The sequence below is a fragment of the Streptosporangium sp. NPDC050148 genome, from assembly GCF_055586505.1.
In genome coordinates this window covers 84,360-98,904 of record NZ_JBVJIA010000019.1, presented here as the reverse complement: position 1 = coordinate 98,904, position 14,545 = coordinate 84,360, and the positions used below count along the sequence as shown (strand labels likewise).

The 14,545-nt window shown below is 72.7% G+C and carries 13 protein-coding genes; 6 read left to right on the top strand and 7 right to left on the bottom strand.

What is annotated here, in order from left to right; all coding sequences use genetic code 11:
- Positions 1–79 precede the first annotated feature (79 nt).
- The 6 genes from ACZ6RT_RS22155 to ACZ6RT_RS22130 all read right to left on the bottom strand — a co-directional run bounded on the left by ACZ6RT_RS22155 (position 80) and on the right by ACZ6RT_RS22130 (position 7,679).
- Complete coding sequence (locus ACZ6RT_RS22155; RefSeq protein WP_470155806.1) at positions 80–3,067, bottom strand: bifunctional [glutamine synthetase] adenylyltransferase/[glutamine synthetase]-adenylyl-L-tyrosine phosphorylase; 2,988 nt, start codon at positions 3,065–3,067, stop codon at positions 80–82.
- Between the two features lie 261 nt (positions 3,068–3,328).
- On the bottom strand, positions 3,329–4,030 hold the full coding sequence (locus tag ACZ6RT_RS22150) for a type 1 glutamine amidotransferase (protein WP_470155749.1): 702 nt from the start codon (positions 4,028–4,030) through the stop codon (positions 3,329–3,331).
- A gap of 104 nt (positions 4,031–4,134) precedes the next feature.
- Positions 4,135–4,899: a PaaI family thioesterase gene (locus ACZ6RT_RS22145; protein ID WP_399193484.1), complete on the bottom strand. Its 765-nt coding sequence runs from the start codon at positions 4,897–4,899 to the stop codon at positions 4,135–4,137.
- Between the two features lie 341 nt (positions 4,900–5,240).
- Positions 5,241–6,395 (bottom strand): cellulose binding domain-containing protein, encoded by a 1,155-nt coding sequence (locus ACZ6RT_RS22140; protein WP_470155747.1) that lies wholly within the window; start codon positions 6,393–6,395, stop codon positions 5,241–5,243.
- A 343-nt stretch (positions 6,396–6,738) separates the two neighbouring features.
- Positions 6,739–7,050 carry a hypothetical protein gene (locus ACZ6RT_RS22135; protein WP_470155745.1) on the bottom strand — a complete coding sequence of 104 codons (312 nt, stop codon included), beginning with the start codon at positions 7,048–7,050 and terminating at the stop codon, positions 6,739–6,741.
- Positions 7,051–7,289: 239 nt separating this feature from the next.
- Positions 7,290–7,679, bottom strand: a complete 390-nt coding sequence (locus ACZ6RT_RS22130) for a MerR family transcriptional regulator (protein WP_399193492.1) — start codon at positions 7,677–7,679, stop codon at positions 7,290–7,292.
- Between the two features lie 113 nt (positions 7,680–7,792).
- Here ACZ6RT_RS22130 and ACZ6RT_RS22125 point away from each other — a divergent pair, with 113 nt between their 5' ends.
- Entirely contained in the window at positions 7,793–8,242 is a 450-nt protein-coding gene (locus tag ACZ6RT_RS22125) for an SDR family NAD(P)-dependent oxidoreductase (protein ID WP_470155743.1), read from the top strand.
- An 84-nt stretch (positions 8,243–8,326) separates the two neighbouring features.
- A complete protein-coding gene (locus ACZ6RT_RS22120) occupies positions 8,327–8,500 on the top strand; it encodes a hypothetical protein (RefSeq protein ID WP_470155741.1) in 174 nt (57 codons plus the stop codon).
- A 414-nt stretch (positions 8,501–8,914) separates the two neighbouring features.
- Here ACZ6RT_RS22120 and ACZ6RT_RS22115 read toward each other — a convergent pair whose 3' ends face one another.
- Complete coding sequence (locus tag ACZ6RT_RS22115) at positions 8,915–10,276, bottom strand: glutamine synthetase family protein (RefSeq protein ID WP_470155740.1); 1,362 nt, start codon at positions 10,274–10,276, stop codon at positions 8,915–8,917.
- Positions 10,277–10,465: 189 nt separating this feature from the next.
- Between ACZ6RT_RS22115 and ACZ6RT_RS22110 the strand changes: the two genes are divergently transcribed.
- From ACZ6RT_RS22110 to ACZ6RT_RS22095, 4 genes are all read left to right on the top strand, one after another.
- Positions 10,466–11,392, top strand: coding sequence for a terpene synthase family protein (locus ACZ6RT_RS22110; protein ID WP_470155738.1), 927 nt, complete (start codon positions 10,466–10,468; stop codon positions 11,390–11,392).
- Between the two features lie 35 nt (positions 11,393–11,427).
- On the top strand, positions 11,428–11,970 hold the full coding sequence (locus ACZ6RT_RS22105; protein ID WP_399193500.1) for an EF-hand domain-containing protein: 543 nt from the start codon (positions 11,428–11,430) through the stop codon (positions 11,968–11,970).
- A 92-nt stretch (positions 11,971–12,062) separates the two neighbouring features.
- Positions 12,063–13,052 (top strand): terpene synthase family protein, encoded by a 990-nt coding sequence (locus ACZ6RT_RS22100; protein WP_399193502.1) that lies wholly within the window; start codon positions 12,063–12,065, stop codon positions 13,050–13,052.
- Positions 13,053–13,238: 186 nt separating this feature from the next.
- Complete coding sequence (locus tag ACZ6RT_RS22095; RefSeq protein ID WP_470155735.1) at positions 13,239–14,531, top strand: sensor histidine kinase; 1,293 nt, start codon at positions 13,239–13,241, stop codon at positions 14,529–14,531.
- Positions 14,532–14,545: the final 14 nt, after the last annotated feature.

The following is a 14,545-nucleotide window of genomic DNA, read 5'->3' as shown; positions in this document are numbered from 1 at the left end:
GGCCCCACGCAGGACCCCGAGGACCTAGAGGAGCCCGAGGAGCCCGAGGAGCCCGGGACGGACGGAGGACGGCGGCGGGTCAGTCCTCGTAGAAGACGCGCTCCACCACCCGGCGGGCGCGGCGGGTGACGCGGCGGTAGTCGTCCACGAAGTCCTCCGTACCGTCCGGCGGGTAGCCGAGGGCGCGGGCGATGAGCCTGCGCTCGCCGGCGTCCACCGGGATCGCGTCGGCGGCACGGCCCCGGACCGTGACGATGACGTCCCGGATGCGCGAGGCGAACCGCCACGCCTCGGCCAGCACCGCCTCGTCGGCCTCGGAGAGCAGCTCCTCGGTGACCGCGGCGGCCAGCGCCTCCAGCGTGCGGGTGGTCCGCAGCGACGGCAGGCGCCCGGCGTGGCGGAGCTGGATGAGCTGGGCCACCCATTCCACGTCGGACAGGCCGCCGGGCCCGAGCTTGGTGTGCAGGGCCGGGTCGGCGCCCCGGGGAAGGCGTTCGGCCTCCATCCTGGCCTTGAGCCTGCGGATCTCCAGCACGGCCGCGTCGGAGATGCCCTCGGGCGGGTAGCGCAGCGGGTCGGCCAGGTGCAGCAGGCCGACGCCGAGGTCGGCGTCCCCGGCCGAGAAACGGGCGCGCAGCAGCGCCTGCGACTCCCAGGGCGAGGACCAGCGGCGGTAGTAGGCGGCGTAGGAGGCCAGGGTGCGGACCAGCGGCCCGGCCTTGCCCTCGGGGCGCAGGCCGGGGTCGATCAGCAGCGGCGGGTCGGGGGCCGGCAGGGCCAGCAGCCTGCGCAGCTCGTTGGCCACCTCGAACGCCGTCTCGGTGGCCTCCCGCTCGGGGGCGCCCTCCAGCGGCGAGTGCACGAACATCACGTCGGCGTCGCTGCCGTAGGAGGACTCGACCCCGCCCAGGCGGCCCATCGCGATCACCGCGAACCGGGTGGCCAGCGGGCTGCGCCGTTCCATCTCGACCTTGTCGATCGCGGCGTCGAGCGCCGCCTGGATGGTCACGTCGTTGAGGTCGGACAGGGCCTGTCCGACCTCCTCGATGCCGATCAGGCCGGACAGGTCGGCGACGGCCGTACGGAGCAGCTCCCTGCGGCGCATCGCCCGGACCGCGGCCACCGCGCTCTCGGCGTTCCCGAGGTGGCGGGCGACCACGGTCCGCGCCTCCGACAGCAGCGCCGCGGCGGGGCGGGGGATCAGGTCGTCGTCCGAGCCGAGCATCGCGACCGCCTCGGGGGCGTTCATCAGCAGGCCGGTCACGTAGCGGCTGGTGCCGAGCATCCGGGCCAGCCTCGCGGCCACCGCGGTCTCGTCGCGCAGCAGCCGCAGGTACCACGAGGTCGTGCCGAGCTTGTCGGAGACCTGACGGAAGCCGAGCAGGCCGCCGTCCGGGTCGGGGGCGTCGGCGAACCAGCCGAGCATGACCGGCAGCAGCGTCCGCTGGATCGCGGCGCGCCGGGAGACGCCGGTGGTCAGCGCGCTGATGTGGCGCAGCGCCCCGGCCGGGTCGGCGTAGCCCAGCGCCTCCAGGCGGGCCTTGGCCGCGGTGGTGGACAGGCGGTCCTCCGACTCGGGCAGCCTGGCCACGGCCTGCAGCAGCGGCCGGTAGAACAGCTTCTCGTGCAGGCGCCTGACCTCCACGGCGTGCCTGCGCCACCGGGTGGTGAACTCCCCCACCGGGTCGGCGGTCATGCCCATGCTCCGGCCCAGGCGGCGAAGGTCGGCCTCGCCCTCGGGCACCACGTGGGTACGGCGGAGCCGGTGCAGCTGGATCAGGTGCTCCACCTGGCGCAGGAAGGTGTACGCCTCACCGAGCGTCCTGGCGTCGTCCCTGCCCACGTAGCCGCCCCGGGACAGGGCCGCGAGCGCGGGAAGGGTGGCGCGGCGGCGCAGCAGCGGGTCCAGCCGGCCGTGCACGAGCTGGAGCAGCTGCACCGCGAACTCGATGTCGCGCAGCCCGCCGGGACCGAGCTTGAGCTGGCGTTCGGCCCCGCCGCCGCGGACGTGGGCCTCCACCCGGCGGCGCATGGCCTGGACGTCCTCGACGAACTTCTCGCGGGTGGCGGCCTGCCAGACCATCTCGTTCATCGCGGCCACGTACTGCTCGCCGAGTTCGGCGTCGCCCGCGATCGGCCGGGCCTTGAGCAGGGCCTGGAACTCCCAGGTCTTGGCCCAGCGCCGGTAGTAGGCCTCGTGGCTGGCGAGGGTGCGCACCAGCGGACCGGCCTTGCCCTCCGGGCGCAGGGCCGCGTCGACCTCCCAGAGCGACCCCTCGGGGGTGCTGGCCGAGCAGGCGCGCATCATGCCCTGGGCCAGCCGGGTGGCGAGCTGGACGGCCTGGTGCTCGTCGACGCCCCCGGTGCCGTCGGGGCCGGGCCTGGGCTCGGCCACGAAGACCACGTCGACGTCGCTGATGTAGTTGAGCTCGCGGGCCCCGCACTTGCCCATGCCGATGACGGCCAGGCGTACCGACCCCGCCTCCGGGTACTCGGACCTGGCCACGGCCAGTCCCGCCTCCAGGGCGGCCCCGGCCAGGTCGGACAGCTCCGCGGTCACCTCCGACAGCGAGACGGTGCCGGTGACGTCCCGGGCGGCGAGGTGGAGCAGCCGGCCCCGGTAGGCGACGCGCAGCGCCGACAGGGTGTCGGCGGAGGCGTCGGCGGCCCTCGGCTCGGGGGCGTCGGGCTCCGCCCCCACGGCGAGCAGCAGTTCCGCGCGGAGCTCGCTCTCGGTCGGGCGCTCCACGGCGGAGGCCTCGCCGAGCAGGCGCCAGTGCTCGGGGTGCCTGACGACGTGGTCGCCGAGCGCGGCGCTGACCCCGAAGACGCCGACCAGCCGCTCGCGCAGCCCGGGGTCGGCCCGGAGCGCTCCAAGGACGCCGGGATCCCGCTCGGCCAGCCGGTTCAGCGAGATCAGCGCCAGGTCGGGATCGGCCGCGGTGACCAGCGCGTTCAGCAGGCCGAGGTCACCGACGGCCTCGGGGCCCATCTCGTCGAGCAGCCTCTCGGCCCTGGCCCCGTCGGCGAAGCCGATCCGGGCGAGCCGTCCGGCCGTCGTCTGCATCCGGGGCACCGTCTCCACCGACCCTCCATGGTGTTCGATCACGGGCACGGGCGCTGTTCCTCACGTCTCCCCCGAGCCGTCCTGTTCCTACCCCGGGTCACCCCGCCTCTCCGCGGGGACGCCCTCCCCCGCGGTCACGCCCGCTCCGGGGTCAGGCGGATCCCGGGCGTGGCTCGCGTCCCAGGCGTCCGGGGCGTTGCCGCACAGGGTAATCCCGAAACCGCGCGGCGTCGTTAGCGGATTCGGACCGTGATCGGACGGTCACGCGGTTTGCACGGCGGTGGCGAACCGCTCGGCCAGGGGCCGCCACGCCGCGACGAGGCGGTCACGGACCCGCTCCACCCCGGCGTCGAGCTCCTCGACCGAGTGGCCCAGGCCGGTCAGGTGGCCGGCCGACCCGGCCGTCCAGCCGGCGAAGATCTCGGGGGTGGCCTCGGGGTGGAACTGCACGGCCCAGGCGTTCGTCCCCAGCCGGTAGGCCTGGTTGGGGTACGGGTCGCCGGTGGCCAGCGCCACCGCGCCCGGCGGGAGGCCGGTGATCGCGTCGCGGTGGTATTGCACGGCGGGAGCGGGCGCCAGCCCGGTGAAGAGCGGGTCGTCGGCGGCGGCGGGCAGCGGGACGATCTCGCGGGCCCCCACCTCCAGGCCGTGCGCGCCCCGCTCCACGGTGCCGCCGCAGGCCAGCGTCATGAGCTGGGCTCCCAGGCAGACGCCCAGGGTCGGGACGCCCGCGCCGACCGAGTCCCGGATCAGGTCGCGGGTGGCCGGCAGCCAGGCGAAGCGCTCGTCCTCCCAGGCAGCGGCCTCGCCCCCGAGGACGATCAGCCCGTCGGCGGCGCGGCCGGGCACGGCCTGCCCCAGGTAGGGCCGCACGACCTCGAAGGCGGCCCCGGCCCCGGAGAGCCAGCCGGCCAGGAACCCGAGACCCGCGTCCGCCTCGTGCTCGATGACGGTGATCCTCATATGCCGATTATGGTCCGGTACGGGCACCGGTCCCGTACCGGCCGGGAGCCGGGGGCTGCACGGAGGATCACCGCATCGTGTCGCGTCACGTCGTCCCGGGCCCGTCAGCTCGCCGGCGTCCCGGCCCGGCCGGGCTCGGCGCCCTGGGCCGGGGTGATCCAGACGGCCTTGGCCGAGGCGAGCAGCGTGCCGTCGACCTCGTAGACGGCGCTCTCGGCGAACAGCTTGCGGCCCTCGCGGCCGGTGGGGCGGGCGACGACCGAGTAGGTGCCGCCGGGGTAGACCCTGCGGTGCAGCCGCGCGGTCAGGCGGCCGAGCAGGGCGAACTCGCCGGGCTTGAAGTGCGCCCAGCCGCTGGCGCAGTCCAGGGCGGACCAGACGATGGCGTCGGGAACGGTGCCGTCCTCGTTGAGGATGCTCATCGGGACCCGCCAGCCCGCGGCGACCAGGTCGGTGCCGTCCACCGGCCCGGGGAAGATCCGCAGCCCGTCGCCGGGACCGCGCAGGCCGCAGGCGAAGCAGCCGGGGAAGGCGTGCGCGACCAGACCGGCGAATCCGCTCTCGGCCCGTGCCGCGTCGACGAAGGGCACGAAGGCCGGGGCGCCGAGCTCCTCGGCGACGGTGATGGCCTCGACCAGCAGCCTGTCCCCCTGGGTGAGGGTCGCGGTGTTGGCCAGATGGTGCAGCGACAACTCGGTGTCCAGTGGCGTCGGCGCGTGCAGCGTGACCTCGACGGCCGAGTCGTTCCCAGCGCCGTGCAACGCCTCGGCGACCGTACCCGCGATCCATCCGCCGTTCGCGGACCTCTCGGGGCCGCGGAAACGTGCCGGAACGGTGAGAACGGTCTGCAGCTCGGACATCATCGTCATGCCGCACCTCCTGACGCCTTTTACGGCGATCAATCCTCTTAAATCACGCTAAATGGATTGGCCGATTTTACCGGACTGCTTGTACATACAGCCAACTCGGGGTCGATGACGCCCCCGTTGACCGCGGGTGACGCCGGTATGACGTTCGACGGGCCGGACCGGATCACACGGTCCGCGAGAGGATCGGAACGTTCCGTGACCGCACCTGCGGGCGGTGCCGTCCGGAACGGCGAGGGCACCCGCTCACGGAACGGCGAGGGCACCGGCACCGGCTCGCGGAACGGCGAGGGCACCGCCGCGGGGAGGCGTCTCCCCGCGGCGGTGCCGCCCGGACGACGTGGTCAGCCGGTGAAGGAGCAGGACGTGCCGTTGAGGGTGAAGCCCGCCGGGTCGGCCAGGACGCCGCTGTAGGAGGCGACGAACCCGATCTGAGTCTGCGACCCCGCGGAGATGACGCTGTTCCACGACTTGCTCACGGCGGTCAGGCGGGAGCCGTCCTGGCTCCAGCCCGACGACCAGCCCGAGACGAGGCGCGGGCCCGGCGGCGGGTAGTCGATCGTCAGCGTCCAGCCGTCGATCGGGGCGGCGCCGGTGTTGCGCACCGTGATGTGCGTGGTCAGACCCGAACCCCACGACGTCACGCGGTACGACACCTCGCACGACGGGCCGGGGGTCGGCGTGGGCGTCGGCGTGATGGTCGGGGAGGGGAGACCTCCCCTGGCCAGCGCGGACAGCGGGTCCGACGGCACGCTCAGGTTGCCGGCCGCGTCCCTGGCCACCACGACGTAGGTGTAGCGCCGCCCGATGACCAGGCCGGACTCGGTGAAGTTCAGGAACCCGGGCGGGGTGATCGTGTCGACCTTGGTGTAACCGGTGAGGGTCTCGCGGTAGACGTCGTACGCCGTCACCGCCACGTTGTCGGTCGACGGCTGCCAGCAGAACGTGACGCCCCGGAAGTCCTGCAGGCAGGCGTCCTGCAGGCCGGTCGGCTTGGACGGGGGGATGTGGTCGCCCGGCAGGGGGGTCGGCGAGGCGCTCGGGGTCGTCCCGACCGTCGCGGACACCGTGATGAGGCTGGAGGGCGGGCTGACGTTCCCGGCCGCGTCCCTGGCCACGACGTACATCGTGTACGAGCGGTTCAGCTCGCCCGAGAAGCCCCCGATCGTGCCGGTCGTGGTGGCGGCCCGGACGAAGCCGGTGATCTCCAGGCGGTACAGGTCGTAGGCGACGACCCCGTTGTCGTCCGTCGAGGCGTTCCAGCAGATGGAGGCGTAACCGACGGGGTTGTTGGGCGCCATCGGCACCGGGCAGGGCCGCGTGCCTCCCGGGCGGGTCGGCGGGGTGGTGTCCGCCCCCGCGCGCGCCGGAGCGGCCACGTGCGCGGCGTCCCTCGCCGGGACGGCGGCCAGGGCCGTCTCCCCTGCCGGGCCGACCGCCAGTACGGCGACGAGTAACGCCAGGGTGAAGAGCCCGAAAGTGAGGAGAACGGTCCCCACGGCTCGCCTGCCGATGTGCATGGTGCCCCTATCGAATCGCGTCGGCGTGTGACCCCCCGCAGTGAGTGTGAATCATTTCCGGCATTCCGTAAAGCCGTTGTCCCGAATGGCGAGAAAACAGGAATCAAAACGTCCCGCGCCCGTGCTCCCAGCCGGTGAAGGCGCCCGGGAATCGTCCCGGGTCCGAAATGGAGAAACGACCGGGTAATGGCGGGGCACGTCGGCCGCGGACATCGGCGACCGGGCGCGCGAGAACGGCGGGACCTCGGCCGGGACCGTACGGAATCGCCGATGTGGCGGCCCGGGTCCTGCGGGCCGCCACGTCACGCGGGGGCGGCCGTCGTCACACGGCCCAGGCGTACAGCGTGCGGATGTTGCCGCACCAGGCCTCGATGTCGGTGATGCCCCGGTTGACGGTGTACGGTCCGCAGTCCCACCAGAACGAGTTCTCCACCATGATCTGCACCGTGGCGTTCGGACCGCAGTGGTTGTACTTCGCCCGCCGGTCGGGGGTCTCCGTGAAGTGGATGTAACCGCAGCCGTACGCCGAGGCGTTACCGGTCACCGCCTGGGCCGACGCCGGTGAGGCACTGCCCAGCAAGGATCCGGCCGCCAGCAGCCCGGCCACACCCGCGGCGAGTCTCTTCGCTCTCATGCGTGCTCCTGAGTCGTTTCGATCTTCGAACGCAGGTAGCCTTCCACCCCTCCCGTCGGGCCGACAGCGGAGAGGCTGCCAAAAAGCGGCGGATCACTGCCAGACCCGCTGCGCGGAGAAGGACCGGCGGCAGGGCTCGGGCGACGCACGCGCCGACCGGTGGGACGTGCCCGTCCACACGTGTCCGAAGGTCCGTACGTACCTCAAGATCCGCACGTGTCTGAAGGCCCGCGCGTGGCTCAAGGAGGCGGGGGGCCCACCCATCCGGGGCAGCGATGGCCCACGTCCTTGGCCCTGGTGGCCGTGGTGATGAGGTGGTCGAGCCGGTCGCGGGTGTTCACCAGGCTGTCGATCCGCTCTTCGATGCGGTCCCGCTCGTGTGACAGCCGGTCCAGCAGCGCGGGCGTCACCTCACCGGTCTCGATGCACGGCAGCAGGTCCACGATCGTCCTGCTGGACAGCCCCGCGGCGTACAACTGCTGGATCAGCCGGACGTGGCCGATCGCGCCGCGCGGGTAGTGCCGCTGCCCGCTGGAGGCGCGCACCGAGGTCAGCAGGCCGTGTTCCTCGTAGTAGCGCAGGGCCCGCACGCTCACGCCCGCCTCGGCGGCCAGTTCACCGATACGCATGGGCACCTTCCCTGTGACCTCCGTCATGGCACTTGCCTCTGACGTCAACGTCAGGTTTTAGCGTAACCCGCGTACGACCTGGACGAAACGACTCAGGCTCTCAGGAGGCACACATGAAGATCGCCGATTCCGTCGCGCTCGTCACCGGCGCCAACCGTGGCATCGGCCGGCACTTCGCGCGGCAGCTGCTGCAGCGGGGGGCGGCGAAGGTCTACGCGACCGCGCGTACGCCCGAGCTCGTCGACGTTCCCGGTGTGAACGTGCTGCGGCTCGACGTCACCGACCCGGTGTCGGTCGCCGCCGCGGCGGCCGAAGCCGGTGACGTCACCTTGTTGATCAACAACGCCGGGGTCGCCACCTACCAGAACCTCGTCACCGGAGAGCTCGAGAAGATCCGGCTGGAGATGGAGACGCACTACTTCGGCACGCTCGACGTGGTCCGGGCGTTCGCCCCCGTGCTGGCCCGTAACGGCGGCGGGGCGATCATGAACGTCATGTCGCTGCTGTCGTGGATGTCCTACGACGGAGCTAACGCCTACAGCGCGGCGAAGGCGGCCCAGTAGAGCCTGACCAACGGCATCCGCCTGGAGCTCGCACGCCAGGGGACCACGGTCGCGGGCCTGCATCTGGGCGGCACCGACACCGACATGATGGCGGCCTTCGACGTGGAGAAGAACGATCCCGCCGACGTCGTGCGCACCGCGCTGGACGGGCTGGAGGCCGGCGAGATCGAGATCCTGGCCGACGAGAACACCGTCCAGGTCAAGGCGGCCCTGTCCGCGGATCCGCGCGCGCTGTACCCGCAGATCGCCCGGGGGTGAATGCCGGCGGAGGTCATCGACCACGTGGTGGGCGGCCGCCCTTCAACGTCGTCCCACCTCATGCCTCCCCGGCGTGATCCGGGACGTTCGCGTCGTCGGGCCGGACACGCACGAAAGACCTGTGGTGAGGAGAGACCTCGAACGACCGTGCCGGGACTTCGCCATTCGTCGCCTGTCGCCGATCGGCGGTTCCACGCTCCGGTCCTCATTTCGAGCGTTCCGGTGGGCGGCCTTTCCGGGCGTCCCGGTTCGAGGCGGGAGGTCTTTTCCGGCGGGCGACACGCTCCGCAAGGCCGCCGGTTCTCGTTACGACGCCCGTACACGGCCCGGAATTTTCAAAGGGTGCAGGACCGGACGGAGATGAACCGTCCGAACCTGCACCCTTTACGGTGTAAGAATCGCTCCGACCCGGGGTTACAGCACCGGCAGGTAGCGGCCCAGCTCGAATTCGGTGACCTGGCGGCGGTAGTCGTTCCACTCGGCGCGCTTGTTGCGCAGGAAGTAGTCGAAGACGTGTTCGCCGAGGGTCTCGGCGACCAGCTCGCTGCGCTCCATGACCGCGATGGCCTCGTCCAGCGACTGGGGCAGCGGCTGGATGCCCAGCGCCCGGCGCTCGACCGAGGTGAGCGCCCAGACGTCGTCCTCGGCGCCGGGGGGCATCTCGTACCCCTCCTCGATGCCCTTCAGCCCGGCCGCGAGGATCACGGCGAAGGCGAGGTAGGGGTTGCAGGCGGAGTCGAGCGAGCGGAACTCGATGCGGGTCGAGCCGCTCTTGTGCGGCTTGTACATCGGCACCCGGACCAGGGCCGAGCGGTTGTTGTGACCCCAGGAGATGTAGCTGGGGGCCTCGCCTCCGGCTCCGGCGATCGCCTCGGCCCCGCCCCAGAGCCGCTTGTAGGAGTTGACCCACTGGTTGCAGACCGCGGTGATCTCGGCGGCGTGCGTGAGCAGGCCGCCGATGAAGGAACGGCCGATCTTCGAGAGCTGGTAGTCGGCACCGGGCTCGTAGAAGGCGTTACGGTCGCCCTCGAACAGCGACATGTGGGTGTGCATGCCGGAACCGGGGTGCTCGGTGAAGGGCTTGGGCATGAAGCTCGCCCAGATGCCCTGCTCCAGCGCGACCTCCTTCATGACCAGGCGGAAGGTCATGATGTTGTCGGCGGTGGTGAGCGCGTCGGCGTAGCGCAGGTCGATCTCCTGCTGGCCCGGCCCGCCCTCGTGGTGGCTGAACTCGACGGAGATGCCCATCGACTCCAGCATCATGATCGCGTTACGCCGGAAGTCGTGGCCGGAGCTGTGCGGGGTGTGGTCGAAGTAGCCGCCGCCGTCGATCGGCTCGGGGCGGTCGTTCCCCTCGGGCCGGTTCTTCAGCAGGAAGAACTCGATCTCCGGGTGGGTGTAGAAGCTGAAGCCCATCTCGGAGGCCCTGGCCAGGGTCCGCTTCAGCACCCAGCGCGGGTCGGCGTGCGAGGGCGAGCCGTCCGGCATGAGGATGTCGCAGAACATCCGGGCCGCCCCGGGCGTCTCGCTGCGCCAGGGAAGGATCTGGAAGGTCGACGGGTCCGGCTTGGCGAGCATGTCGGACTCGTAGACCCGGGCGAAGCCCTCGATCGCCGAGCCGTCGAAGCCGATGCCCTCGGCGAAGGCCCCCTCCAGTTCGGCCGGGGCGATGGCCACCGACTTCAGGAACCCGAGCACGTCGGTGAACCACAGCCGGATGAACCGGATGTCGCGCTCCTCAAGGGTGCGGAGAACGAACTCCTGCTGGCGGTCCAAGGCTTCTCCTTCATTGCCGACGTGCCACGACACGCCTGATGGTCTCTCAGTCTGCCCTCTCAGTGTTTCGCACACGTTACGAGGAAGAACGGTGAGATATGGCATCGGGCTCGTCGCGCCTCCGCCCGGCGGGCCCCGTCTCCTCCTAGTGTGCGACCGGAACCGCTGGAAGTTCGAGCCGGGGGAGCGATGACGAGCACCGAGGTCCACAGATCACCGCGGCCGGACGGCCGGGGAACCGCGTCGGCCGGGCTGGCCGAACGGCTCGCGGCACTGACGATGCCCTGCCCCGTGCACCCGTCGTCACACCTGGTCGAGGCGGCCACCGCGGACTGGGCGCACGCCACCGGCCTGGAGCCCGACCCCTCCGCCCCCTGGCTGGCTGGGCGGGCGTTCGCCCGTTGCGAAACGCGCGTGGTCACGCTCTTCGCGCGCTGGCTGACCCTGGCGGCGCGGCTGCGTGAGGACCCCGGGGCGATCGGCGGGATCATCGCCGTGGCCGGGGGCGCCGAACCGGGCCCGGCGCCGCTGGAGCGGGCGTTCACCGGCCTGTGGCGGTCCTGCGCGCCGGGGATGAGCCGGGCGTGGCGCGAGCGGTTCACCGCCGGGCTCGCCGCCCAGCGCGAGGCGCTGACGGCGGCCGGGACGCCCACGGCCGAGGAGTACCCGGCCAGGGGCAGGGACGCCTTCGGCCGCTACCTGCTGGACCTGGTGGAGCCGTGCCGCGAGACCGAGGTGCCGGAGCCGGTGAGCCGGAGCCGCCAGTGGCGCGCCCTGACCGAGGCGAGCGGGGACGTGGCCGCCTGGTGCGTGGACGTGGCCGGCGGGCGCGGGTACGTGCGCGTCGCCGCGGAGCTTCTGGAACGTTCCGGAGATCCGGTCGTACGCCCGCGGGGCCGGCGTGGCGCGGCCGAGGAGTGGGTGATCGACCGCCTCGCCGTACGGGTGGAGGAGCTGTGGGCCGCCGCGCGGGCGGTCCCGGCGCTCACCGAGCGGCACGGGCTCGGCTTCACCGCCTCCGGCGAGGTGACCGGGGTGGCATGCGCTTTCTTGACCGTTCCCCGGGCTTACCTGGAGTGGTTGACGCGAGAACACCGCTATCGTCACTCCGGGTAATGGAACGAGTTCGACAAGTGACATTGGAGTAGACGGTGAGCACCACGCTCCTCAACCGCAAGCTTGACCGTGCCTTCGCGCACGTCGACGCGGACGGCAGCGGATCCATCGGGCGCGACGACCTGCTCGGCCTCGGCGCCCGTATCCTCGTCGGATTCGGCGAGTCGCCCACCTCTCCCGCCGGGAGCAGGCTCGCGGGGGGCTTCGAGGAGATCTGGCGGACGCTGACCGCGGAGATCGACGCCGACGGTGACGCGATCTCTCCGGAGGAGTTCCGGGCCGGCATGACCTCGGCGTTCGTCGAGGGCGACCGGTTCGAGGCGGTCTTCGAGCCCGCCGCCGCGGCGCTGGCCGGGCTCTGCGACACCGACGGCGACGGCGTCGTGGGGCCGGAGGAGTTCTGGGTGATGATGGACGCGTTCGGCACCCCGCGCCAGGACGCGGCGGCCGCCTTCGCCCGGCTCGACGGCGACGGCGACGGCGCCGTGTCCGTACGGGACCTGGTGGAGGCCACCCGGCAGTTCTACACGAGCGCCGATCCGGACGTGGCCGGCAACTGGCTGTTCGGTCCGCTGTAGTGGCCCGCACCCCGGTCTTCGGCGGGTCCCCGGCCTGTCCCCGGCCCCATCCCGCGCCCTCGCCCCGTTTCCCGGCCCCCTCTCCCCTTCAGGTGCCGCCGGGTCCCGGCACGCCCCCGCGACGCCCCTCCGGGGTGGCCGCGGACGCGCTGCTGCCCCTGGTGGAGCTGGTGCCCGCGATGTCGGCGCCGTGCCGGATGCACCCCTCGGTGGAACTCGTCGGGGCGGAGCTCGCCGCCTGGACCCGCCGGACGGGGCTGGACACCCCGCCGAACGCCGGGTTCGAGCGGATGGCGGGGCGGGCGTTCGCCGCCTTCGACACGCGGGCGGCGCTGCTCTTCGCCAAGTGGCTGACCTGGCTGTTCCACTTCGACGACGAGTGGGACGAGAAACCCGCCGGGAGGGCGGCCGAGACGGTGGAGAGCGTCTTCGGCCACCTCGACCTCCTCGCGCGCACCCGCGCCCCCGCCCGCTCGCCCGTCGAGGTGGCCTTCGCCGACCTGTGGAGGACCACCTCGGAGCGGATGAGCACCCGGTGGCGGCACCGGTTCCTGGAAGGGCTGGCCGCGCAGGGGGCGGCCTGCCGTACCGAGGCGGAGAACCGGTGCTCCGGGCGGGTCCCCTCCCCCGCCGAGTACCCGCGGCTGCGGCGCGGCACCGCGGGGCCGTACCTGTTCGACCTGGTGGAGCCCTGCCTGGGGGTGGAGGTGCCCGCGGGGCTGCGCGAGAGCGTGACCTGGCGGACGCTGATGGACGCCTGCAACGACGTCACCGCGTGGTGCAACGACGTCGCCTCGCACCACAAGGAGCGGGCCAACGGCGACGTGCACAACTACGTGACGGTCGCCGCCTCGGCGTTCGGGCTCTGTGACGGCGCCGCGGTCGCCTGGGTGAACGAAAGGATCGCGGCCCGCGCCGAGGACCTGCGCACCTCCGCGCGCCGCCTGCCGGCCCTGTTCGACCGGTTCGGGCTCTCCACCTCGCAGGCCAGGGACGTCAGCAAGGTCGCCTGTGCCTTCCTGGCGGCGCCGCGGGCCCAGCTGGAGTGGCTGCTGGAGTCCAGCCGGTACGACGTGTCCTGACCGGCCGTCCCGCGTGCCGGGAACCGCTCGCGCCCACCCGGGAGCGGTTCCCCTCCGGACGGGCCGCCGACGATCGCGGCAGTTCATGGGCGTTTATGGAGATCCATCGATCTTTAAACGCTTATTGATTGGATTGCGTCTTAAGCCGGTTAAGGTCCCTTCAAGTACAAGATGAAGGGCCTGGACATGCGTGGGCTGAACCGGGCGTCCTCCTCGGGGACGCCCGTCCGGGCGCGGATCGCGGCGGTGCGGGCCGTCTCGGCCTTCGTGGTCCCCGGACTGCGGCACCGGCTGTACGGGATCGGCACGCTCGTCACCCGCGCGCTGGTCGGCGCGGGCCTGGTCGGCGTGGTCGGCGGGGTGTACGTGGCGGTGGGCGCCGCCTCGGGCCTGTTCCTGCCGGACGTGGACCGGATCGGCGGGCTGATCGCCGCGCTCTGCGCGGGGGCGCTCTTCCAGCCGATCCGGCGGATGCTCCGGCGCCACGCCGACCGCCTGCTGTACGGCAGCAGGGGGGACCCGGTGGCGCTGGCCGCCGAGCTGGGGAGCAGGCTCCAGCGCACCGACCCGTCGGACGGGCTGGTCGCGGCCCTGGAGGTGCTGCGCGAGGGCCTGTCGGTCACCGGCGCGGCCGTGCGGTTCCCGGACGGCCGGCCCGCGGAGACCAGGGTGGGGACCCTGGAGGAGGTGGCGCGCGACGTCCGGCTCGTCTGGCACGGCGAGCCCGTCGGGCGCCTGCTCATCGGCCCCGCGGGCGTCCGGCGCCTGCCGGCCGCGCACGGCGAGCGGGTGATCGCCGCGCTCACCCCCTACGTGGCCGACGCCGCCCACGCGGTCCGGCTGGTCGGCGCGCTGCGCCGCTCGCGGGAGCGGATCGTCACCGCCCGCGAGGAGGAGCGGCGCCGCCTGCGCCGCGACCTGCACGACGGGCTCGGCCGGTCACTCAGCGGCATGGTGACGTCGATCAACGCGGCCAGGCACTCCCTGCGCACCTCCCCGGAGGCGGCCGAGCGGATGCTCGTCGAGCTGCGCTCGGGCATGGACGGCGTCACCGGCGACATCAGGCACCTGGTGTACGGCCTGCGTCCCCCGGCCCTGGACGAGCTCGGCCTGGGCGGGGCGGTGGCGGAGATGGCCGGTCCCGGCGTGGTGCTGGAGACCAGGGGCGAGCTGTCGGGTCTGCCCGCGGCCACCGAGGTGGCCGCGTACCGCATCGCCCAGGAGGCGCTGGCCAACGCCCGCAGGCATTCCGGTGCCCGGACCGTGCGGGTCCTGCTGGAGCGGGGCGAGGGCGGGCTGAGCGTCCGGGTGCGCGACGACGGGATCGGCGTCCCGGCCGGGCGGCGCTCGGGGGCGGGGCTGGCGTCGATGCGCGAGCGCGCCGCCGAGCTGGGCGGCAGCTGCGTGATCACGACCCCGCCGGGCGGCGGGACCGTGGTCGAAGCGGTACTGCCGGTGAACTTGAATGTGGAGATCTGACCATCCATGATTTC